Genomic DNA, 22,487 nt, shown 5'->3' on the forward strand with positions numbered 1-22,487 from the left:
AATCAACCACCAAGTTGTTAACTGAACGATGGGTTTTGAGCAATTAGCTGATCTACGTGACCGCCTGCGGGCTGAAAAGCAGCAGGTGAAGGCCGAGACGACCAAACCGCGCAAGCGCCAGCCTGCCTCGCCAAAGAAGGCTCAGGAGCAGGATCCTGCACTGGAAGCGATCTGGCGTTTGCAGAAGCACTTCCCGCTGGCCTTCCCGGTCAATCCTGCCCCAAAGGTTCCGCTCAAGGAAGGCATTCTCAAGGATGCCGAGCAGCATCTGGAGAAGCTGGGCATTACTCAGGAGCAGCTAAAGCTCGGCCTGGCATCCTGGTGCCGGGGCGGTCGCTACTGGGCCAGCATGGTCGAAGATGCGCCGCGCCTGGACTTGAACGGCCAGCCGGCCGGCACGGTGACGGCGGCTCAGGCGCTGCATGCCAAGCAGCAGGCCAGACGCCAGCGCAGCCAGATGCGTCGTGCTCAGCAGAAGCCGAAAGAGCCGGCCGCCACTGCTGACAGCGATGCCTGATAGCGCAGTCACTGCACACGCGGTTTTCCCGCGATAGCGAACGCTGCCAGGGCGAACGGCGCCAGCCTTACGCTCTGAACAGTGCTGCTGCCTTTACTGGAGCCGACCCCCATGCTGCGTAAACTCGGCCTGTGCCTCAGCGCAATGCTTCTGCCGTTACTCACTGCCTGCACCGGCAAACCGTTGGAGCGCAAGGTGGTGTACGAGAACTCGGTTTACCACTGGCGTATCGAGCATGTGATCGTGCGTAACTTCCCGGCGGGCAGCCATCAGTACTTCGAAGTATTCCTCAAGGATCGGCCGCTGGTATTGCCAGCGTCGGCCTTCAACGATCAGCGCGATATCGGGCAATTCATCGCCGCTGGTGGCTTCGATGTCGGGCACTGGCGCAACAAGTCGATCGTGGTGGCATTCGAGAATATTCAGGAGCGAGAAGGGCAGTCGCAGCGGCTGATCCGCTCGGTGATGATCACTCCGGATTTCACCGAGGGTGACGTGGTACTGACGGATATGTACACCCAACAGGAAGTGGTGGTGCAACGGGTCGAGCCGAGCCGCTGACTTATGGCTCGGCCTGGCCCCGCACCTGGATTCGTGTGTGCGGGCGTGCCGGTCGAGACTGGAAGGGCCGGCAGGGTCATTTAGCCGACCGGCTGACGGACGCTGCGCATCCCTACGCAGAGCGTTTGAATGCGCGGCTATGTCGGCCCTAGAACTGCGTGACGACCGTAACGCCAGTGGTTTCGAAACGATCCATATTCATCAGCGCGTCGATTGACTGCTCCAGGCTGATGGTTTTGCCGACCAGCTTCTCGGGCGCCAGTTTGCCGGAGGCGATCATTTCGATCATCGCGTCGTAGCGATGCGCTTGCATACCGTGGCTGCCGTAAATCTCCAGTTCGTGGGCGATGACCTTGCTCATCGGGATCGCCGGCTGGGCGTGATCGGCCAGCATTAGGCCAACCTGAACGTGCCGGCCGCGACGACGCAGGTTGTTGATGGAGTTGAAGCAGGTGGTCGGGTGCCCCAGCGCATCGAGCGATACATGAGCGCCCCCGCGGGTAATCTCCATGACTGCCTCGGTTACGTCCGCCACCTGGGTCGCATTAACCGTCGCCACGGCGCCCAGGGACCGAGCCAGCGCCAGCTTGTCGTCAGCGATATCGATCGCGATGACATTGGCACCGATGGCCTGGGCGATCATCACGGCCGATAGGCCCACACCGCCACAGCCGTGCACGGCTACCCATTGGCCGGCGCTGACCTTGCCCTGGTCGACGACCGCGCGAAATGAGGTGACGAAGCGGCAACCCAGGCTGGCGGCGGTTGCATAGTCCATGTGCTCAGGCAGTGCGACCAGGTTCAGGTCGGCCTGGTGGATGCCCACATATTCCGCAAACGAGCCCCAATGGGTGAAACCTGGCTGGAACTGGGTGTGGCAGACCTGTTGGTTGCCGCTGTTGCATTCGGGGCAGGCGCCGCAACCACCCACGAAAGGTACGGTTACCCGGTCGCCCACCTTCCACTTGGTTACATCACGACCCACCTCCGCCACGACGCCGGCCAACTCATGCCCCGGTATGTGCGGCAACTGGATGTCCGGGTCATGGCCTTTCCAGCCATGCCAGTCACTGCGGCACACACCCGTGCCTTTGACCTGAATGACCACGCCGTGGCGTTCCGTGCTGGGGTCGGCGACCGTCATCAGGCGTGGCGGCTGGGAAAATGCTTCGTAGACTACGGCTTTCATGGAGCACCTCGGATTGAACGTTCAATGCGCGTCAGTCCCGTGCCGCTGGCTATGCAATAGCGAAGTAAGTGCAGCGGCGCGCTGACCGGTACGGCCAATCTGCCGCGCTGCATCTCGAGGGCTTGGGCTTTGCAGTCATTATGAATAAACGCCTTGAAATTACCTTTCAGAATGGGATTGACAGCTCACTGCGCGTGAAATGATCCTTCATCGATAGTCTTTATATGAAGGAAGCTGCCATGCATGGCGCCGTTGATAAGGTGGATATTGCAATCTGTGACCGACTACAGCGCGATGGCAGGTTGTCGAACGTGAAGCTCTCGCAGCAAGTCGCCCTTAGTGAAGCATCGTGTTGGCGCAGGCAGAAGCGCCTGGAGGAATGTGGGGTTATCGAGGGGTACCAGGCCATTCTCAACCGAAAAAAGTTGGGGCTGGGCGTCATGGCTTTCGTACAGATTTCCTGCACCGATCACAGCGAAGAGGCCACTGCCCGGTTTGAAAGCATCATCGCTTGCGCACCGCAGGTACTCAGTTGCCACAACACCACTGGCGAGGCCGACTTCCTGCTTCAGGTGGTGGCGCGCGATCTGGACAGCTACAGCCGTTTCGTCGAGAAAGTACTGAGGGCGTTGCCAGGGGTCAGCAGCATTCGCTCCAACCTCTCATTGCGAGAAATGAAGACCACCAATCGGCTGCCGGCTGGCGAAATCCTGAGTATCTAGAGCGGTCTGGTGGAAGACGGGACCGGCTTGCTCGTCGAACCTGGCTGACGGTCCGCCCAGCCAGTTTGCGACGGCCGTCCTTACGCTTTGCTGAAGGCGTACAGCGGAGTGCCCGGTCGATGACCCTCGCATGCTTCAGGCTTCGCTATGGCCCAGCACGTCGGCTTCGCGGGCGATGGCAAGGATGTTGGCCTTTGACTGCTTGCACAGGTGCGCTTCGATAGCGCGGATGATCTCGTCGGTGACAGTCGAGTTTTGTGCCGCCACCAGGGCTTCGAGGCGCGGAGCCATGCCGACGGGCAGGCATTTGAGAATATCAGCGGCAATGTCTCGGACAGGGTGTTCGCTCAGATTCATTGTTATGTCTTCCGTGAAATTGGCTGCAGGCACAGAAAAAATTGTGAAGGCGATCTAGCTCCGAGGTGGGCACTTCACAAATGGTTCCGATTTATTTTGCGCTTTGCCCAGTCATCAACCACGCTGAAGCCAACGCCGCGAAACAGTGGCGACTCTCAGCCTTAGTGTGCCTGTCGAAAATCCACGGAAAGGGTTATCCATGAGCGCCAAACCAACCAATCGCCAACTCGCTGACTACCTGGGCCTCTCGGAAGAGGAGGTGGGTAGCTATCGGCTCGATTCCATTCGCGAGGGCAGCCACTGGCGGGTCGCTTTCGCCATCGAAACGCCAGAGCGCCTGCGCAGCAAACTGCCGGCCTGCCTGATGGTGGTGGTGCCGGGCAGCAGCCAGCCGGGCAGTGCGCTGCATCCTCATTGATCGCCGCCTGCAGGCTGAGCCGGGTCAGCCTCGCTGAGCCTGCAGGAACAGGGCGAACAACTCCGACTGCGACTTGATCCCCAGCTTGCTGTAGACGTGCTTGCGGTGCACCTTCACGGTCTCCGAGGAGATGGCCAGCTTGCGGGCCACCTCCTTGCTGGAATGGCCGGCGAGCATCAGGCGCACCACCTCCAGTTCGCGGCCGGTCAGCGCCGTTTCCACCTGATGGGCCATCTGCTCCAGACGCTCCTGCCACGGTGGTGCGGCGGCGGGCTCGCTCGGTTCGGGCTCGAAGCCCAGGCGCTGGCGCATCAGCGCCGCCACCCAGGGTTGCAGCAGCGAGAGCAGGGCGATCTGCTCCGGCAGGAAGCGTTGCCGTGAGCCCAGGGACAGGCACAGGGTGCGCGCGCCGGGCAGGGCAACGTTGAACTGCACCTCGTCGGCGACCACGTTGAGGCTGAAGTAACGCTGGTAGTAGTCCGTCTGCTCGAAGCACTCCGGCGCGACCTCACTCAGGCGCACCAGGCCTTCACGCGTGCTTTCGCGGCTGGCGATGTAGAAGGGGTCGAGCAGGTAGAGACCGTGCAGGTAGTCCTGGAACAGCAGATCCGGCGCGCCGTCGTTGCCGGGGCTCTCGGCCAGTACCTGGGGGCGCCCCTCGCTGAAGATCAGCGCCACCCAGCTGTCGTGGTGCACGTATTGCGCCAGGGTGCGGGCCAGGGTGCGCCAGAACGGCGGGCTGTGCAGCGCCTCGATGAGCTCGGCCACGCTGCGGTGGAAGGCGATGTCGTGCAAGGTCATGGTCATCTGTCTACCCCTGTGGGGTTACCCCGCGTGCGTGATTTCGCCTGGGTGGCTCAGCCTCCATACTCGAACCCCGGCGGATGGGTGTCGGCATTCTGTGTGCGCCCCCCGCGTGATGCAACAACAAGAACGGAGCCCCGTCATGCAAGTCGAACTCGCTCAGCTCACCGGACGTGACGGTGACACGGCCCACAACCTCGCCCAGGCCCTGGAGGCCATCGCCTCGTGCCAGGCAGGTACGCGCCTGCTGGTGTTCCCGGAAACCTACCTGACCGGTTTCCCGACCGCAGACAATATCGCCGCGCTGGCCGAGCCGCTGGATGGCCCCAGCCTGACCGCCATTGGCCAGGCCGCCGCCGCACGCGGACTGGCAGTGGCCATCGGCTTCGCCGAGAACGACGGCGGCACCTTCTACAACACCACGGTGCTGCTGGACGGGCAGAACCTGCTGCTCAGCTACCGCAAGACCCATCTGTGGGCGTCCGACCGTGGCGTGTTCACCCCGGGTGATCGCTACGCCACGGCGCTGCTCGACGGCGTGCGGGTCGGCATGCTGGTGTGCTTCGACATCGAGTTCCCGGAGAGCGCCCGAGCCCTGGGCGAGCTGGGCGCTGAACTGCTGATCGTCACCAACGGCAACATGGACCCCTACGGGCCGACGCACCGCACCGCGATCATGGCGCGGGCCATGGAGAACCAGGCCTACGCGGTGATGAGCAACCGCGTGGGCGAGGGCGACGGCGGCCTGGTGTTCGCCGGCGGCAGCGCGGTGGTCGACCCCAACGGCAGCCTGCTGCTGGAAGCCGGCCGCGAGCCGTGCCGGCAGAGCATCGTGCTGGACTTCCAGCGCCTGGCCGAGGCGCGCCGCGATTACCGCTACCTGGAAGAACGGCGCATGCCGCTGCCAGGCACGCGTGCCGACCATGCCAACGGCCTGCGTGAACTGCTGATTCCCTGATTGACCTGCCGGGCGCCACAGAAGCGCCCGCTGCGGCCCCGCCGCGTGCTTTTGCCGACTTCGGCTCTGCCATAACAACGTATAAAACTGGAGTAGCAAGTAATGGCTCGTCTGCAACGATCCCTTTCCCTGGGCGCGGTGGTGCTGTTCGGCATCGCCTACATGACGCCGATCATCGTGCTCGGCACCTTCGGCATTCTCGCCGAGATCACCCGCGGCGCCGTGCCGGCCGCCTACGTGGCCGCCTCGGTGGCGATGTTCTTCACCGCGCTCAGCTATGCACGCATGGCCCGGTTGTTCCCGGTCGCCGGATCGGCCTACAGCTACGTGCGCCGCAGCATCAGCGATCACCTGGGCTTCATCGCCGGCTGGGCGGTGCTGCTCGACTACCTGTTCCTGCCCATGGCCATCTGGCTGATCGGTGCGGCCTACCTGCATTCGGCGTTCCCGCAATTGCCCCAGGCGCTGTGGGTGCTGACCTTCATCGTGGTCACCAGCGCGATCAACGTGGTGGGGCTGCGCCTGGCCAAAGGCATCAACGGTGTGCTGATGCTGGTGCAGTTCCTGGTGCTGCTGGCCTTCGTGGCGCTGTGCGTGCACTACGTGCTGGGCGATGCCAGCAAGCCGCTATGGTCGCTGCAACCGTTCTTCGGTGAGGGCATGAACCTGAACCTGGTGATGGCCGGTGCAGCGGTCGCCTGCTATTCATTCCTGGGCTTCGATGCGGTCAGCACCCTGACCGAAGAAACCCACGACCCGGAGCGCACCATCCCGCGGGCGATCCTGCTGATCACCCTGATCGGCGGGTTGATCTTCGTGGCCACCGCCTATTTCGTGCAACTGGCTCATCCTTCGGTGGTGTTCCAGAGCAGCGACTCGGCAGCCTACGAAATCGCCCGCAATATCGGCGGCGACCTGTTCGTGTCGGTGTTCCTGATCGGCCTGATCGTCGGCCAGTTCACCTCCGGGCTGTCGGCCCAAGCCAGTGCCTCGCGGCTGATGTTCGCCATGGGCCGCGACGGCGTGCTGCCGCGCGCGCTGCTCGGCACCCTGAGCCCGCGTTTCGGCACGCCGGTGGGCGCTATCCTGGTGTGCGCCGTGGTGGCGCTGCTGGCCCTGAAACTGGACGTGACCACCTCGACCTCGTTCATCAACTTCGGCGCCTTCCTGGCGTTCTGCCTGGTCAACCTCTCGGTGATCGTCCACTTCGCCCGCCAACCCCAGGCGCGCGGCCCGCTGCAACTATTGCTCTGTGTGCTCTGCCCACTGATCGGCCTGCTGGCCACGCTGTGGCTGATGGCCAGCCTCGACCGCCTGGCGATCATGCTCGGCTGCGCCTGGCTGGTACTCGGCGGCCTCTACCTGACCTGGCTGACCGGCGGCTTCCGCCGTCAACCACCGCAGCTGCAGTTCGAAGCCGAGTAGAAACCAGGTGGTGCGAGCCGCCCTGGCAGGCGGCTCGTAGAGCGTGCACAACCAGCGTCGGGCAAATCGCGCTTTCCGGACATCTGCGGGACCCTCCCGGCTGCCAGGGCAATAGCCAGGTGGTAGAGCAGGATCAATTCGCTCAGCAGCGTACTGGCGCTATTGGTCAGCTCCGACTCTGGCATTCGCCGCAACAGCTTGGCCAGCGACACCGCCCGACACTCGACTGCTGCTTGCAACGAGCACTTGTCGGCCACATTGCAGGGTGAGGGGAGAGGGCAAGGCGTGGAAGTGGCTGCTATCGGCCCAAATCTGACTTATTGGTGTATGGGGACATCTGCCTCTTCCTTGCTCCGTGCTTGAAGAAAATGAGCCTTTTCATCCAGGCTCATACTCATGAAACGTTCTGTGAACTACATACTTCTTCGGCATCGCAGGGGTTAAATTGTCACCATCAAAGAACACGAAATTTTTCCCACCTCCGAATGAACTATTGAAAATAATTCCATCGAACTTTGCTTCGCTCTTGATAAATTCGCAAAGGAACTGAGTAGGAATATAGTCTAAATTTCCATTTTCCGGCCGAATAGGCTTGGATAGTTCTTCGGAGAACAGCTCAAGAAGTCCAAGAAATCCTAATGCAGCGTATAATTGCTCTTCCCCAAAAGCAGAGGCGGAACACAGTTTTCGTGGCGAGGTTAGATCTAAAACAGAGAGCTCCCGGACTGGAGTGATCTCAGAGACATATACACAGCTTGAGTTGCTAGGCCTTACCTCGCTAATGCAGGTTAGTAGATCATCCGCAACATAAAGGTAAGGAATTCCAAGTGGGTTCGCCCTGCCTCCTGTAACTCGCTCGCGAGGGGGGCAGCCCATTTGGTTAGCATCCAGCGGGACTTCCGATATTCTTGCTCTAAAGAAGCTCTCCCTCTCATTTACAGGGGTTTTTAGCTGCTCCAGAAGTTGAAATAGAACGGCTTCTGTGCCGTCGGTAGTTGACCTGCTGAACAGGGATGAGTGAATGGTTGCCTTTGGAAAGAAGCGATTTTTATGTTTAAGCTCAAGCTTGAACTCTTCCCACTGATCCATGTATGTGGCGATATTGAATTCAAACTGAAATCGCCGATCGGCGGCACCTTCTCCAAATATATCGACGATTAACTCTAATGGTTTTCGGACTTGCGCGCTAAAAAGTCCGTAAAGTTCCAGGATTTCAGGAAATGGATGGCCATCTTTATCTGCATATAAGCCGTAAGTAAACAGCTCAAGCTTATCGGTTAAGGCTCTCGGATCTATACAGGAAACCTGATTGGTTCCGCAATAACTACAGCGACTAATCTCTCCTTCAGAAATGATCTTTGCTACAATTACGGAGTCTTGAAAGCATCGAACGCAGCATCTAGGCATCATTCACCTCCGAACAAATTCGCAGGTGGTTTCAATGTGATGCTTCATTGAGTATTTCTTCACTTGCCCTAATCCGGGAAATGGATTTCCATGAAGATTTAATAGCTCATTGAGTCCTGTTGTTCTAACGAAAATCCCTGGATTTTTATTTATGTATTCATGGACTTTATCAAGCGCCGACTTAAATTTCCCCCCTGGGTTTGCAGGCGAATCGTCATTGAAAGACGAAAAGTGCCGAACGTACATTGCATCAAATTCATCACCATCAACATAGCTTAGGTGGATGGTGACCACATAAGCCGGACCACCGGCCTCGCTGTACTCTTCACTCAGGATGGTATAGTCGCCAAATCCTATAGCATTTTTATAAGTCCTCCATTCAGTGTGAAGGGAAGAATAAAAGGATTTTTCTTTATAGTCGGCATTTCGGATCTTCTTTTCAAAGAAATCACCAAAAAGCACAACATTATTTAAGCGTGATATTGCACCTGAGTGAACTTTGTCCTTGTTCACGAGGATACAGCTTGCCTCTTGCAATCGGTCAACTAGCGCCTTGTCTATTCCACCCTCTATAAAGATTGCGCTATTAGACAAGGAAAGTTCAAGCTTAGCTAGTAATGATAAGTCATCAGTGCCTCTTACTTTTATGCAGGGAGTGAAATTGGCGGTGATTTTAGTAAGCTCAGACAACCCATCAGAACTCTTGGCAAAATCACCTATGGCCGGGTTCATTATCACCAAAGGAACTATCCCCGATTCGGATAGTGCTTCTAACGTCTTGATTATGGGGGCCAGGTTGCCTCTCACAGGCTCAATCACAGGGCGAATAACGTCAGGCTGAATGTGCCCAGCCAGCTCTCTGAGAGCAATTAGTTCAAATTGCTTACCTCGTAAAATTGGGTAGTACATAGAGCATCCTTACTGAATGTTTTGTTTAGGTTTTCTACAAGGTCGCGCTTTTGATTAGCTCGCAGCTTGAATCCTATTCCTGCCATTAATAACGAGCGAGGAAGTGAAAGCACATACGCCCCCTCGACTTTTCTGCTCTTTTTTAAAGTAGAGCAAAATGCTTTTCGAACATCCTCGGGTGGGGAGTTTTTAAGTATTTCTTCACAGGCAGAAAAAATTTCAGTGTTAGAGTAGTCGATGTTCGATTTGGAAACGGTGGAGGCAATTTCCTTGTACTCACTTACCCGTAAAGATCGCATTAGAATTGAGATGTCAACTGGGTCTTTGGAGACCTCTGCTTCTCGAGTTATGCGCAGGCTTTTCTTAGGGGTAAGCTCGATAATGCCAATGTCATTACGGCAAAGCCCTTGCACCTTGTTTAAATGGGCTTTGCCTACGACAACATATGTTTTGTCAAAAATCTTGCGATAAAATGAAAGTTGCTCTGGTAATCTGTCCAAGTTATCGAAGTCTGACTTTATTTCGTAACAAGTAGAAGTGCCGTTCAATATCACGCAATCAGCCTTGCTACGTCCAACTCTGAACTCCGGTAGAACTGTGGCAGTGTTAACTGAATGTCGTCCAAGCAACAGTCTTTCAGCGACTGTGTTTTTGTAAAAATACTCGCCCCTATAGTTTCTTGAAAGTTCGGAGTATGCGTGATCAATAACTTCGGCTGCTGTGAAGTTTTCTTCAAGCGAATTTTGATAGAGTGCCGCAATGTCCAATAGATAAGAAAAATCTCCAGATGCAATCTCAGCAATGCGCTTGCTTGAGAATAGTCTTGCTGCATCCCTTGTGGTTAACAATCTATTAGCCTCACGTACTGTTATTTCTGCAGTCTACGACCATTTTCATCGTCTCCGAGTCCGCTCTATATCCGTTTAAGTCGAGTCGGAGACAAAGCAAATCAGGACGCCAGCCGCTAAGCGCGCTGCATCTCTGATGCAGGCAGCTTTCCCTGAAACGGAATATACCAGCCGTTGCACCATGATGGGCAGGAGCGCGGTATCTGAAGTGATACCCGGCAAAGAGTACCCAGCTCTTGCTTAAACGTCACAAAATCAGTCAGTCTAAATGTCCGCTTCTGGCTGAAATCTGTCTCCCCCCTTCACGCCCTCCGCTGCGGCATAGCCTGCCCGCCCTACACTGTAATCTGCGACAATCCCGCCTTTGCCCTGATTGCCTCGATCCAGATGACTGACCTCGCCGCCCTGCAGAAGAACCTCGACCACGCCCTGATCGCCGACCGCCATCGTCTGCGCCGGCAGTTGCACGAGCTGCAGAAAAAGCCTGACGAGGCCAAGCAGGCGCAGTGGCTGGAGCGTTTTCAGGCGTCGTGCGCCAAGGTCGAGGCGCGGCGCTTGAGTGTGCCGGTGATGCGTTATGACGACGCCTTGCCGATTGCCGCCAAGCGCGACGAGATCAAGGCAGCATTGGAGAAGAGCCAGGTGGTGGTGATCGCCGGCGAAACCGGTTCGGGCAAGACCACTCAGTTGCCGAAAATCTGCCTGGAGATCGGCCGCGGTCAGCATGGCCTGATCGGTCACACCCAACCGCGGCGTTTGGCGGCGCGCAGCGTGGCCACGCGGGTGGCCGAGGAGATCGGTACGCCGCTCGGTGAGCTGGTCGGCTACCAGGTGCGCTTCGAGGATCAGAGCAAGGACAGCACGCTGATCAAACTGATGACCGACGGCATCCTGCTCGCCGAAACCCAGCACGACCGCTACCTGGAAAAGTACGACACCATCATCGTCGACGAGGCCCACGAACGCAGCCTCAACATCGACTTCCTGCTCGGCTACCTGAAAACCCTGCTGCCGCGCCGCCCCGACCTCAAGGTGATCATCACCTCGGCAACCATCGACCTGGAGCGTTTCGCCAAGCACTTCGGTGGTGATGGGCGGCCGGATGCGCCCATCGTCGAAGTCTCCGGGCGCACCTACCCGGTGGAAACCTGGTATCGCCCGCTGGCCGCTGAGGTGGACGAGGAGGGCGAAAGCCTGCTCGACGACCTGACCGTCGACCAAGGCATTCTCGCTGCACTGGATGAGATCGCCGCCCACGAGAAAAGCGTCGGTCAGCGCCCCGGCGATGTGCTGATCTTCCTGCCCGGCGAGCGCGAGATTCGTGAGGCTGCCGAGGTGCTGCGCAAGGCCAACCTGCGCTTTACCGAAGTGCTGCCGCTGTATGCGCGGCTCACGCCCGCCGAGCAGCAGAAGATTTTCGCGCCCATGGCCGGGCGCAAGATCGTGCTGGCCACCAACGTGGCGGAAACCTCGCTGACGGTGCCGGGCATTCGCTACGTGATCGACAGCGGCACTGCGCGCATCAGCCGCTACAGCTACCGCGCCAAGGTGCAGCGTTTGCCCATCGAGGCGATTTCCCAGGCCAGCGCCAACCAGCGCAAGGGTCGTTGCGGGCGAGTCGAGCCGGGCATCTGCGTGCGGCTGTACAGCGAGGAGGATTTCCTCGGCCGGCCGACCTTCACCGATCCGGAAATCCTGCGCACCAACCTGGCGGCGGTAATCCTGCAGATGCTCCATCTGCGCCTGGGCAGCATCGAGGATTTCCCCTTTATCGAGCCGCCGGATGGCAAGGCCATCAGCGACGGTTTCAACCTCTTGCAGGAACTCTCGGCGGTCAACCGCGAGAGCCAGTTGACGCCCCTGGGCCGCCAGCTGGCGCGCTTGCCCATCGACCCGCGCCTGGGCCGCATGGTGCTCGAAGCGGCCAAGCTCGGCAGCCTGCAGGAGTTGCTGATCGTCGCCAGTGCGCTGTCCGTGCAGGATCCGCGTGAGCGGCCGATGGATCGCCAGCAGGCCGCCGACCAGGCCCACGCGCAGTGGAAGGACGTGGATTCGGATTTCGCCGCGCTGATCAACCTGTGGCGCGGCTTCGAGGAAAAACGCCAGGAACTGGGCAGCAATCCGCTGCGCACCTGGTGCAAGAAGAACTTCCTCAACTACATGCGCTTGCGCGAATGGCGCGATGCTCACCGCCAACTGGTGCTGCTCGCCAAGGATCTGCAACTGGCGCCCGCCAGGGCCGCGGCGCAAACCGCCGAGGGCGGCAAGCCCGCGGCGAAGCCGGTGCAGGCGACCACCGATACCAAGGTCAACGTGATCCTGCGCGAGCAGGCCGAGGCCAGCGAGGCGGCGCAGCGCGCCAAGAGCTATGCCGCAGTGCACAAGGCGATCCTCAGCGGCCTGCTCAGCCAGATCGGCCAGAAGACCGAGGAGGGCGATTACCAGGGGGCGCGGCAGCGGCGCTTCTGGGTGCATCCGTCGTCGGTGATCGGTCGCAAGAAACCCAACTGGATCATGGCCGCCGAGCTGGTCGAAACCACCAAGCTGTTCGCCCGCCAGGTCGCCAAGATCGAGCCGGACTGGATCGAGCCCCTGGCCGGCCACCTGATCAAGAAGAACCACTTCGAGCCCCACTGGGAGAAGAAGCGCGGCCAGGTGGTGGCCTACGAGCAGGTCACCCTGTACGGCTTGATCGTGGTGGGACGCCGCCCGGTGCATTACGGGCCCATCGACCCGCAGGCTTCGCGCGAGCTGTTCATCCGCGAAGGCCTGGTGCGCAGTGAAATCAACAGCCGCGCCAAGTGCCTGAACGCCAACCGCCAACTGCTGGAAAAGCTCGACGAGCTGGAAGCCAAGGCGCGCCGCCGCGACATTCTTGCCGACGAGGAAACCCTGTTCGCCTACTACGAGGCGCGGATTCCAGAGGACATCTATCAGGCCGCCACCTTCGAGAGCTGGTACAAGCGCGAGAGCGCCAAGGACCCGCAACTGCTGCTGATGCGCGAGGAGGACGTGTTGGCCCGCGAGGCCCTGGAAGTCACCGCCGCGCAGTATCCGGACACCCTGCATATCGGCGAGCTGCAATTGCCGCTCACCTATCATTTCGAGCCCAACCACCCCCGTGACGGCGTCACCCTGCGTGTGCCGGCGCCGCTGTTGCCACAACTGCCGGGCGAGCGTCTGGAATGGCTGGTGCCGGGGCTGATCGAAGCCAAGGCCATCGATCTGGTGCGAGGCCTGCCCAAGGCGCTGCGCAAGAACTTCGTGCCGGTGCCGGATTTCGTCGGCGCGGCCCTGAGCAAGCTCACCTTCGGCCAGGGCAGCCTGCCGGAAAGCCTGGGCCGCGAGCTGCAGCGCATGACTGGCGCGCGGATCGACGCCGAGGCATGGGTCGAGGCTACCCGCCAGCTCGAAGACCACCTGAAGATGAACATCGAAGTGGTCGACACCCATGGCAAGCTGCTCGGCGAAGGACGCGACCTGGCCGAGCTGACCGCCCGCTTCGCCGAGGCCAGCCAGGCCGCGCTGGCCATCCCGCAGGCCGACAAGGTGCAGAAGCCGGTGGAAGCCAAGGGCTTTGCCCAAGTTGCCGAGAAGACCCAGCAGAAGGTGGCCGGGCTATCCATGACCGTGTTCCCGGCGCTGGTCGAGGACGGTGGCGTGGTCAAGGAAGGGCGTTTCCCGACCCAGGCCGAGGCCGAGTTCCAGCATCGTCGCGCCTTGCAGCGCCTGCTGCTGCAACAACTGGCCGAGCCGGCCAAATTCCTGCGTGGCAAGTTGCCGGGGCTGACCGAGCTGGGCCTGCTGCACCGCGAGCTGGGCCGCGTCGAGGCGCTGGTCGAGGACATTCTGCTGGCCAGCCTGGACAGCTGCATCCTCGACGGTGAACAGCCGCTGCCCCGCGACGGCGCCGCCCTGGCCGCCCTGGCCGAGAAGAAGCGCGGCGCCTGGACCGAGCACGCCGAAAAGCTGGCCCGCCTGACCCTGGAAATCCTCAAGCTGTGGCACGGCCTGCAGAAGCGCTTCAAGGGCAAGATCGACCTGGCCCAGGCCGTGGCGCTCAACGACATCAAGGCGCAGCTGGGCAACCTCGTGTATCCCGGCTTCGTACGCGAAACCCCGGCCGAATGGCTCAAGGAACTGCCGCGCTACCTCAAGGCCATCGAACAACGCTTCGACAAGATCGCCGCGCAACTGCAGCGCGACCGCGTATGGAGCGGCGAGCTGGCCGGCTATTGGGAGCAGTACCAGGCGCGCTTGGGCAAGCACCTGCAGGAAGGCAAGCGCGACCCCAACCTGACCCTGTACCGCTGGATGCTCGAGGAATACCGTGTCTCTCTCTGGGCCCAGCAGTTGGGCACCAAGATAGCGGTATCGGACAAGCGCTTGAGCAAGCAGTGGAGCCAGGTGGAAGGCTGAGGGGTATCTCGTAGCCCGAGTCGAGCGTAGCGACACCCGGGAATCGCCCTGGGAATCGTTGCGCTCAACCCAGGCTACGGAGCGGTTCTGCTTTGGCATTTGTGGGAGCGCGCCATGCGCGCGAGATCACGGGTATGGCCCGTTCCCACAAGGGTAAGGTGTCCCATGATATAGGCGCGCGAGGTCTCAGCCCGTAGGGCGGATGTCGCTTTTTACATCCGCCATGGTGGATCGGTTAAGCGAGATCCACCCTACGCCTGACGGGCTTTCGGAACTTGGGTCGCGAAATGATGCTTGGCGCCATAGCCCAAAAGGCTATGGCGCTTTGCTTTCGATCAGCCTTCGCGGTCGCTCGTTTGCCAGCCGCCTTTGCCGTCCAGGTCGAGCTGCTGGTTGTGGAAGGCGGCGAGGGTGTTGCGGTGGCCGACGCTGATCAACAGGGTGTCGGGCAGCTCGCGGCGCAGCAGGGTGTAGAGCGCCTGCTCCAGGCCTTCGTCCATGGCCGAGCTGGATTCGTCGAGGAAGGCCACCGCCGGGCGGTTGTAGAGCAGGCGGGCGAAGGCCAGGCGTTGCTGTTCACCCAGGGACAGGACGCGGCTCCAGTCACCGGGCTCGTCCAGGCGAGTTGCCAGGTGCGGCAGGCACACCTGTTCCAGCACCCGTTGCATACGCTCGCGGTCGTCGCCCGGTTCGGTTGGGTAAGCCAGTGCGCTGCGCAGGTCGCCCAGCGGCAAGTAAGGGCGTTGGGCGAGGAACAGCGCCTGGTGCCCGGTGGGCCTTGCCACCTGCCCGTCTGCGTAGGGCCACAGCCCGGCGATGGCGCGCAGCAGGGTGGTTTTGCCGCAGCCTGAAGGGCCCCGTACCAGCAGGGCCTGGCCGGCGTGTAGATCAAGTTTGAGGCCCGCGACCAGCAACTGGCCGTCCGGGCGCTGCAGGTGTAGGTCATTCACTTTCAGGCCGCTGGCCTGGGAATTGGTGGTTACCTGCGGCAGCTCGCGGGCCTGCTGGTTGGCGTCGAGCAGGCCGCTCAGGCGGTCGAGGGTGGCGCGGTACTGGGCGAAGGTGTCGTAGCTACTGCGGAAAAACGACAGCGAGTCCTGTACCTGGCCGAATGCCTGCGCGGTCTGCATCACGTCGCCGAGCTTGATGGCGCCGCTGAAGAAGCGCGGCGCCTGGAGGATGAAGGGGAACACCACCGCCACCTGGCTGACGCCGAGGTTGAAGCCGTCGAACTTCAGGCTTCGGTAGACCAGCGCCCAGAGGTTTTCCACCAGTGCGCCGAAGCGGCCCAGCAGGGTACGCCGCTCCACGTCGCGGCCCTGGTAGAAGGCGACGTTTTCGGCGTATTCGCGCAGACGCACCAGAGCGTAGCGGAAGTTGGCCGAGCGCTGTTCGTTGAGGAAATTAAGGCGGATCAAGGGGCGGCCGAGGCGGAAGGCGATCAGCGTGGCGATGATCACGTAGAGATACACGGCGAATACCATCGCCCGTGGAATCTCCACGCCGGCCACGCTCAGCGGTGCGGACAGCCCCCAGAGGATGGCGCTGAAGGCCACCAGCGACACCAGCGCGCTGACCGCGCCGAGCGAGAGCTTGAGCGAGCTGGAAACGAAGGCGGCGATGTCCAGCTCGATGCGCTGGTCGGGGTTGTCGACCGGCTGCGCGAGGAACTGGCCCCTGTAGTAGGCATCGCCCTTGAGCCAGTCGTCGGTCAGGCGCCCGTTGAGCCAGGTACGCCAATGGATGCTCAAGGACTGGCTCACGTAGAAGTCGAACAGCGCACGCGCGACATGGATGCTGGCGAGGATGGCGAAGACGCCCAGCAGAAACCAGAACGCCTGCTGATCCAGCCCCTGCAGGGCGCTGTAGAAGCCGTTGTACCAGAACGAAAACAGCACATCCATGCGCACCGCGAACAGCGCCAGTAGCAGGAGCAGTGCGAAGGTCAGCAGCGGCCGCCAACTGTTGCGCGGGCTGAGATAGGGCCCGGTGATCTGCCAGAATTGTCGGCCCCAGCGGGTGAAGCGGATAAGGGCGGTGGCGGTGAGGGTGAAGCCGATAAAGGTGCACAGCGAGGCGATGGCCAGCCAGATCAGGCTGTCGCTAAGAGCTTGGTGCCAATCCATAAGATCTAGGGTCCGCGATGCTTCGACAGGAAGGGAGTGCCGGAGGGCCGGCTGCCGAGACTACAAGCGTGGGTGACACGCCTACTGGAGACTTGTTTTCGCTGCGTTGGTTTCTGGCTGCCTTGTTTTTTTGCAGGACTGATGGCGGCCGTTCAGGTTGCGCTCGTGTGCGCCGTGAAAGTGACCCCGCAGCCTGTAGGGCGGATGTCGCTGTTTACATCCGCCATGATGGATCGGTGAAGCGTGATTCACCCTGCGGGATTAGTCGAGTACTTTCAGGCCAGGCCATTTCGCTAGCCAATCTTTGTTCTGTAGCCGCTTAAGAAACAGATGTCTTTTCTTGTCTCGAAATCTTCCGGCTGGGCGTACGACAAGATCGAAAAGGTCGTTCAGGCCAAAGGGCGCAGCAACCTCCAATTCATCATCAGCGTTTAGCCGCACCGCGACTGCCGTGGCAGTTTCGGGCCAGTAACGCATTGCATCCGTCGCCGATTCATAAGGCCGGTCGCCGTTGCGCAGGTGCATGCGTGCCTGGTTCTTCACTGACCAGTCGAGCCCTTTATCAACATTCTGCAGCTGGGCTTTCAATTCGCTATCTCGCTCCGGCGAGGCATTGCCGCGGTCGAACCAGATCACGTCGATATCGGATGGCAGAGAAGAGCTGGCTCGACCGTGCCGGTGATCCCAGACGGCGCTGCGGACGAAGCCTGCTGCCACCCAGCAGTCAGGCAGATGCAGGGCTCGGACCTGCTGCAGTATTCGCCTGCGATACTTATCGGCGTTCAGCAGGGCAACCAGGGTAGGTAAGTGGCTCATGGGCGGATCGTATCAAGCATCGAGATTAAGACCGTAGTAGGTCGTCTGACTCCTCGTGCGAATCCTCTGCAGGCACTTGGGATTTATTTCCTTTGTGCGCGGTCACTCACGGTGGATTTGTTGCTGTGACGTCATGCTTGTTCAGCGACTAAACCACCGACCCGAACACACATAAGGAGCATGTGATGGAGATGAAGATACTGGCCAGCGGTATTGGCGCAGCGTTACCCAAAACCAGCATTGGTTTCAGCCTGTTTAGCGGTGTTTACATTCAGCTAAGGCGTTCTAGCAGCGATCAGCCGCAGACCTTTGGCATTGCCTCCGGTCCTGAAATAGGTGGCAACAGCGGTACGCTGATCGCCGGCCATATCGAAACGGCCTGGATGAAGATCGATACCATCAAGCACGCTTGGCTGTGCAGCCGCTCTTCGCTGGTTGGCAAGCTAGGTGAAGTCGAGTTAAAGGGGACGCTGGCATTCAGCGGTACCGTTGATGTGAATTTCACCATTTATGATGCGAGCAATGAATCTACCTTCTCGCTCAGCCGGATCAAGGTCGAATCCAAAGGTGGGCAACTGGCAGACACTAAAATTCGCGGTGTGATCAAGGACATGATGGGCAAGACTCAGAACGGGAGCGCGCTCTGTGCACAGCCGTGAAGTGAGAGGTTTTCGCCGGCTGCAGACCTTCTGCAACCTGATATTGCTGGTGCTTCAGCTGATTACCGTGGCGGCGTATTGGGGGCTTGTTGATGCAAGGCCCCAATACATGGCCATCAGTGAGGGGCTTTATCCAGATAGTGAGCTGCTGATGAACAGTCAAATCGCTGAATGGATGGTGTCGATGCCGGCGTTCTTGGCAGTAGCGGCCCTGTTTTTAGGAGGTATCGCCAAAGAGTTCATCGGGATCAGCAAAGGACGACGTATTTTGATCAATCTGGCCCTTCTGATCTTGCTGGTGGCTATGTTCGGCATTGCCGCATTCCCATTAAGTCCGAACGTCTAAACCTGTGAGTTCGTTCGTGAATGGCGACAGAGGCTTTCGCGAATGAGCTCGCGCCAAGCAGCCAGCCTACCATAGCGCTTCCCTGCACCCGACACACCCGCTCATCAATCGCCCGCCAGACCGCAGGGCCGTTAACCCGAACCTTTCGCGAAACGGTTTCGTCGTACCTGAACGAGCCATGCGCAGGAGAGGGACATGCTGACTGATCCGAAGACCCGTTATCGACCTTACACAGACGCGTCCGGGGGCTGGGGGTCGGCCAAGTCGGTGGCGGGTATCCTGCTGCGCGAACAGGCGGTGGTGAAGATCGGCGCGGCGCTCCTGAGGCAGAACAAGCCCGACGGTTTTTCCTGTGTGAGTTGCGCCTGGGCCAAACCGGGCGACACTCGCCCGATGGAATTCTGCGAGAACGGCGCCAAGGCTACGGCGTGGGAGTTGACGGCCAAGCGCACCAGCCCGGCGTTCTTCGCCGAGCACAGCGTTAGCGAGTTACGCAGCTGGTCGGCCCATGCGCTGGAGCAGCACGGGCGCCTGACTCATCCCATGCGCTACAACCCGGGCACCGACCGCTATGAGGAAACCAGTTGGGAAGCTGCCTACCAGGAAATCGGCGTGGGCCTGCGCGCCTTGCAGCCCGACGAGGTGGTGTTCTACGCCTCCGGCCGTGCCTCGCTGGAAGCGTCGTTCATGTACCAGCTACTGGCCCGCGCCTACGGCACCAACAATCTGCCGGACAGCTCCAACATGTGCCACGAAAGCACATCGGTGGGTCTGCAGGAGAGCATCGGCGTGCCGGTCGGCACGGTGACCCTGAACGATTTTGCGCACACCGACTGCCTGCTGTTCTTCGGCCAGAACGTCGGCAGCAATGCGCCGCGCATGCTGCACCAGTTGCAGGAAGCACGACAGCGCGATGTGCCGATCATCACCTTCAACCCGCTCAAGGAGCGTGGCCTGCAGGAGTTCGTGAACCCGCAGTCGCCGTTGGAGATGCTCGGCCCGAACTCGACGCAGATCAGCACCCAGTATCACCAGGTCGCCATCGGCGGCGACACCGCGGCCATCGTCGGCGTCGCCAAGGCGCTGCTCGATCTGCATGACGCGGCCCGGCAGCGTGGCGAGCCCGGTGTGCTGGACATGGCCTTTATCGCCGAGCACACCAGCGGCGCCGATGAATTCATCGCCTATGTACGGGACCAAGGGTGGGCGCAGATCGAGGCCATCACCGGCCTCAAGCGCGCGGCCATGGAGGCCACGGCGCTGGTCTACGCGCAGTCGCAGCGAGTGATGATCGTCTACGGCATGGGCCTGACCCAGCACCGCCAGGGTGTGCAGAACGTGCAGATGCTGGTGAACCTGCTGCTTCTGCGCGGCAATATCGGCAAGCCGGGCGCCGGCATCTGCCCGGTGCGTGGCCACTCCAACGTACAGGGGCAGCGTACCGTCGGCATCACCGAAGACCCGGCCAAGGTGCCGGGCGAGCTGATCGAGCGGCACTTCAATTTCAAGGTGCCCGAGCGCATGGGCCTGAACACCGTCGATGCCTGCAATGCCATGCTCGATGGTCGGGTGCGCGGTTTCGTCAGCCTGGGCGGCAACTTCCTGCGCGCGGTGCCGGATACCGGGCAGATCGAGCCGGCCTGGCAGCGCCTGGCGCTCAACGTGCAGGTGGCCACCAAGCTCAACCACTCGCACCTGCTGCCGGGCGAGCAGGCCTGGCTGCTGCCGTGCCTGGGGCGCATCGAGATCGACCGTCAGGACGGCGTCGAGCAGAGCCACAGCACCGAGGACAGCACCGGCTGCATCCATGCCTGGAGCGGCAAGAGCGAGCCGGCCAGCGAGCATTTGCGCTCGGAGCCGGCCATCATCGCCGGGCTGGCCCGCGCCACGCTAGGCGCCGAGATCGGCATCGACTGGGACGCCTGGCGCCGTGATTACGGGCTGGTGCGCAAGGCTATCGCCACGATCTACCCCGAGATCTTCCACGATTTCGAGGTGCGCATGTGGGAGCCCGGCGGCTTCCATCGACCGCTGGCCGCCGCGCAGCGCAAGTGGGCGACCGAGAGCGGCAAGGCGCAGTTCGCGGTGCCGCAGCAGCTCGTTGTCGATAATGACGTGAGCGAAGCTTATGGCCGACGCGACGTGTTGCAGCTGATGACGATCCGCAGCAATGACCAGTTCAACACCACCGTCTATGGCTACGACGACCGCTTTCGTGGCGTGCATGGCACCCGATCGGTGATCTTCATGAACACCGACGATATCGTTCGCCTTGGCCTGGCCGGCGGCGACTGGGTGGATGTGACCACTGCCGTGGAGCCGGAGGTGGAGCGCCAGGTCGGGCCGCTGCAGATTCTTGCCTATGACATCCCCCAGGGCTGCTGCGCTGCCTATTACCCGGAGTGCAATCCACTGGTGCCGCTCTGGCACCACGCCGAACGCAGCAAGGTGCCGGCGGCCAAGTCCATTCCCGTGACCCTGAGCCCAAGCACCGCGGTGGCGCCTGGCGATGTGCGGCCGAGGCTGATCGCCGCCCAGCGCTGATCGAACCAGTCGTTTCGCTGTGGGACAAGCGAAACGGCCGTGCTAGAGCGGCTCATGCCCGCTGCTCGGAAGGCTTGAACTTCAAGCGGCGGGCTTTTCTCCCAACTTGGAACGCAGGCGATTTTCGCCTGCGGCGATTGCGCTTCAGACGTGGCGGCAACCGTGAATCCAAGCACAGGAGAATCCGATGACCCGCAATACCTCCAACCAATTCGCCATGCAGAACCCGCTGACCCAGTATCCGCAGCCCGAGTTCCCCGCGCAGCATCAGCCCGAGCCAGGCCTCGATGCCAAGATGAAGCCCGAGCCCGACCACGGCGAAGAAAGCTATATCGGCTTCGGTCGCTTGGCCGGGCGCAAGGCACTGATCACCGGCGCCGATTCCGGTATTGGCCGTGCGGCTGCCATCGCCTACGCCCGTGAAGGTGCGGACATCGTGCTCAATTACCTACCCGAGGAAGAGCCGGATGCCCAGGAAGTCATCAAGCTGATCGAGGCAGAGGGCCGGCGTGCGGTGGCGATTCCCGGCGACCTGAAGGACGAAGTCTTCTGCGTATCCCTGGTGCGAGACGCAGTCGAGGCGCTCGGCGGCCTGGACATTCTGGTCAACGTGGCCGGCAAGCAGATCACCCAGAAGCATATTTCCGAGATTACCACCGAGCAGTTCGACCACACCTTCAAGACCAACGTCTACGCCATGTTCTGGCTGTGCAAGGCGGCAGTGGCGCATATGCCGCCAGGTGCGGCGATCATCAACACGGCCTCAATTCAGTCCTACGATCCATCCGGCACGCTGCTCGATTACGCGTCCACCAAGGCGGCCATCGTCGCCTTCACCAAGGCGCTGTCGAGCCAGGTGATCGAGCAGGGCATCCGCGTCAACGCGGTCGCGCCGGGGCCAATCTGGACCGTGCTGCAGCCCAGCGACGGCCAGCCCCAGGAGAAGATCCCCACCTTCGGCTCTCAGGTGCCAATGAAGCGCCCGGGTCAACCGGCCGAATGTGCCCCGCTGTACGTGCTGCTGGCGTCTCAGGAATCGAGCTACATCACTGGTGAAACCTTTGGGGTGACCGGCGGCAACCCGCTGCCGTAAGGCCCGGGGCCCGCAGTACGCCCGCTGCGGGCCCGTTTACGAAATTACATTGTTGCCTGGTCCATTCGCCGCAGCTTGCGGCCGCCGAGCGATATCTGGAGGTTGATCTTTTACGCTTATTGCTCGAGCTTGCGACGCGTTTCTTCAGAAGCCTGTTTGATCTTTTCCGCTTCCTGCTCCTTGGTCTTGATGGTTGTCGGGGTAATGGCCCGATCCATCGCCTCGGTCTTCTCACCGTGGCGCTGAGTTTGCTTTTTCACCACGTTGACGTCTTCGCCTTGCACATCCTTGGCAGGGCTGTTAGGTGGCGTCGAATCGATTGGTTTCTGGCTCATGGGTTTCCTCCTGGCTGTGGGCTGTGAGTCAGCC

General features: G+C 60.7%; 20 protein-coding genes. 11 read left to right on the forward strand and 9 right to left on the reverse strand.

What is annotated here, in order from left to right; all coding sequences use genetic code 11:
• Nucleotides 1-28: 28 nt before the first annotated feature.
• Entirely contained in the window at nucleotides 29-517 is a 489-nt protein-coding gene (locus BM279_RS08595; protein ID WP_093502833.1) for a ProQ/FinO family protein, read from the forward strand.
• A gap of 111 nt (nucleotides 518-628) precedes the next feature.
• The gene (locus BM279_RS08600) at nucleotides 629-1,078 is read left to right on the forward strand and encodes a hypothetical protein (RefSeq protein WP_093502835.1); all 450 of its coding nucleotides are present in this window, start codon (nucleotides 629-631) and stop codon (nucleotides 1,076-1,078) included.
• A 148-nt stretch (nucleotides 1,079-1,226) separates the two neighbouring features.
• Here BM279_RS08600 and BM279_RS08605 read toward each other — a convergent pair whose 3' ends face one another.
• Complete coding sequence (locus tag BM279_RS08605) at nucleotides 1,227-2,267, reverse strand: zinc-dependent alcohol dehydrogenase family protein (protein ID WP_093502837.1); 1,041 nt, start codon at nucleotides 2,265-2,267, stop codon at nucleotides 1,227-1,229.
• Between the two features lie 239 nt (nucleotides 2,268-2,506).
• Here BM279_RS08605 and BM279_RS08610 point away from each other — a divergent pair, with 239 nt between their 5' ends.
• Nucleotides 2,507-2,989 (forward strand): Lrp/AsnC family transcriptional regulator, encoded by a 483-nt coding sequence (locus tag BM279_RS08610; protein WP_093502839.1) that lies wholly within the window; start codon nucleotides 2,507-2,509, stop codon nucleotides 2,987-2,989.
• A 135-nt stretch (nucleotides 2,990-3,124) separates the two neighbouring features.
• Here BM279_RS08610 and BM279_RS08615 read toward each other — a convergent pair whose 3' ends face one another.
• Nucleotides 3,125-3,346, reverse strand: coding sequence for a hypothetical protein (locus tag BM279_RS08615; protein ID WP_093502841.1), 222 nt, complete (start codon nucleotides 3,344-3,346; stop codon nucleotides 3,125-3,127).
• Nucleotides 3,347-3,545: 199 nt separating this feature from the next.
• On the opposite strand from BM279_RS08615, the gene BM279_RS08620 reads away from it, so the two are divergent.
• On the forward strand, nucleotides 3,546-3,764 hold the full coding sequence (locus BM279_RS08620; protein WP_013790706.1) for a hypothetical protein: 219 nt from the start codon (nucleotides 3,546-3,548) through the stop codon (nucleotides 3,762-3,764).
• Between the two features lie 24 nt (nucleotides 3,765-3,788).
• On the opposite strand, the gene BM279_RS08625 is transcribed toward BM279_RS08620, so the two are convergent.
• On the reverse strand, nucleotides 3,789-4,571 hold the full coding sequence (locus BM279_RS08625) for a helix-turn-helix transcriptional regulator (protein ID WP_093502843.1): 783 nt from the start codon (nucleotides 4,569-4,571) through the stop codon (nucleotides 3,789-3,791).
• A 139-nt stretch (nucleotides 4,572-4,710) separates the two neighbouring features.
• On the opposite strand from BM279_RS08625, the gene BM279_RS08630 reads away from it, so the two are divergent.
• Together BM279_RS08630 and BM279_RS08635 are read left to right on the forward strand one after the other, a co-directional pair.
• A complete protein-coding gene (locus BM279_RS08630) occupies nucleotides 4,711-5,526 on the forward strand; it encodes a carbon-nitrogen hydrolase family protein (RefSeq protein WP_093502845.1) in 816 nt (271 codons plus the stop codon).
• 102 nt (nucleotides 5,527-5,628) lie between these two features.
• Nucleotides 5,629-6,951 carry an APC family permease gene (locus BM279_RS08635; RefSeq protein WP_093502847.1) on the forward strand — a complete coding sequence of 441 codons (1,323 nt, stop codon included), beginning with the start codon at nucleotides 5,629-5,631 and terminating at the stop codon, nucleotides 6,949-6,951.
• A 378-nt stretch (nucleotides 6,952-7,329) separates the two neighbouring features.
• Here the strand turns inward: BM279_RS08635 and BM279_RS08645 are convergent, their stop codons facing one another.
• The 3 genes from BM279_RS08645 to BM279_RS23115 are packed head-to-tail and all read right to left on the reverse strand — an operon-like array spanning nucleotide 7,330 to nucleotide 10,115.
• Nucleotides 7,330-8,358 carry an RES family NAD+ phosphorylase gene (locus tag BM279_RS08645; protein ID WP_167363122.1) on the reverse strand — a complete coding sequence of 343 codons (1,029 nt, stop codon included), beginning with the start codon at nucleotides 8,356-8,358 and terminating at the stop codon, nucleotides 7,330-7,332.
• A 3-nt stretch (nucleotides 8,359-8,361) separates the two neighbouring features.
• Nucleotides 8,362-9,267, reverse strand: coding sequence for a sce7725 family protein (locus BM279_RS23110; RefSeq protein WP_075935080.1), 906 nt, complete (start codon nucleotides 9,265-9,267; stop codon nucleotides 8,362-8,364).
• On the reverse strand, nucleotides 9,228-10,115 hold the full coding sequence (locus BM279_RS23115) for a sce7726 family protein (RefSeq protein ID WP_075935079.1): 888 nt from the start codon (nucleotides 10,113-10,115) through the stop codon (nucleotides 9,228-9,230). Before BM279_RS23115 ends, BM279_RS23110 begins: the two co-directional genes overlap by 40 nt.
• 387 nt (nucleotides 10,116-10,502) lie before the next feature.
• On the opposite strand from BM279_RS23115, the gene hrpA reads away from it, so the two are divergent.
• Nucleotides 10,503-14,534, forward strand: a complete 4,032-nt coding sequence (hrpA, locus tag BM279_RS08655) for an ATP-dependent RNA helicase HrpA (RefSeq protein WP_093502849.1) — start codon at nucleotides 10,503-10,505, stop codon at nucleotides 14,532-14,534.
• Between the two features lie 335 nt (nucleotides 14,535-14,869).
• Here the strand turns inward: hrpA and BM279_RS08660 are convergent, their stop codons facing one another.
• Together BM279_RS08660 and BM279_RS08665 are read right to left on the reverse strand one after the other, a co-directional pair.
• Nucleotides 14,870-16,660 carry an ABC transporter ATP-binding protein/permease gene (locus tag BM279_RS08660; RefSeq protein WP_093502851.1) on the reverse strand — a complete coding sequence of 597 codons (1,791 nt, stop codon included), beginning with the start codon at nucleotides 16,658-16,660 and terminating at the stop codon, nucleotides 14,870-14,872.
• Nucleotides 16,661-16,921: 261 nt separating this feature from the next.
• Nucleotides 16,922-17,476: a nucleotidyltransferase family protein gene (locus tag BM279_RS08665; RefSeq protein WP_093502853.1), complete on the reverse strand. Its 555-nt coding sequence runs from the start codon at nucleotides 17,474-17,476 to the stop codon at nucleotides 16,922-16,924.
• Between the two features lie 185 nt (nucleotides 17,477-17,661).
• Between BM279_RS08665 and BM279_RS08670 the strand changes: the two genes are divergently transcribed.
• The 4 genes from BM279_RS08670 to BM279_RS08685 all read left to right on the forward strand — a co-directional run bounded on the left by BM279_RS08670 (nucleotide 17,662) and on the right by BM279_RS08685 (nucleotide 22,118).
• On the forward strand, nucleotides 17,662-18,135 hold the full coding sequence (locus BM279_RS08670) for a hypothetical protein (RefSeq protein WP_093502855.1): 474 nt from the start codon (nucleotides 17,662-17,664) through the stop codon (nucleotides 18,133-18,135).
• Nucleotides 18,122-18,481: a hypothetical protein gene (locus BM279_RS08675; RefSeq protein WP_244154143.1), complete on the forward strand. Its 360-nt coding sequence runs from the start codon at nucleotides 18,122-18,124 to the stop codon at nucleotides 18,479-18,481. Before BM279_RS08670 ends, BM279_RS08675 begins: the two co-directional genes overlap by 14 nt.
• A 195-nt stretch (nucleotides 18,482-18,676) precedes the next feature.
• Complete coding sequence (locus tag BM279_RS08680) at nucleotides 18,677-21,025, forward strand: FdhF/YdeP family oxidoreductase (RefSeq protein ID WP_093502857.1); 2,349 nt, start codon at nucleotides 18,677-18,679, stop codon at nucleotides 21,023-21,025.
• 187 nt (nucleotides 21,026-21,212) lie between these two features.
• Nucleotides 21,213-22,118 carry an SDR family oxidoreductase gene (locus BM279_RS08685; RefSeq protein WP_093502859.1) on the forward strand — a complete coding sequence of 302 codons (906 nt, stop codon included), beginning with the start codon at nucleotides 21,213-21,215 and terminating at the stop codon, nucleotides 22,116-22,118.
• Nucleotides 22,119-22,234: 116 nt separating this feature from the next.
• On the opposite strand, the gene BM279_RS08690 is transcribed toward BM279_RS08685, so the two are convergent.
• Nucleotides 22,235-22,453, reverse strand: a complete 219-nt coding sequence (locus BM279_RS08690; RefSeq protein WP_093502861.1) for a hypothetical protein — start codon at nucleotides 22,451-22,453, stop codon at nucleotides 22,235-22,237.
• Nucleotides 22,454-22,487: the final 34 nt, after the last annotated feature.

The organism is Phytopseudomonas straminea, assembly GCF_900112645.1.
Lineage (GTDB): Bacteria > Pseudomonadota > Gammaproteobacteria > Pseudomonadales > Pseudomonadaceae > Aquipseudomonas > Aquipseudomonas straminea.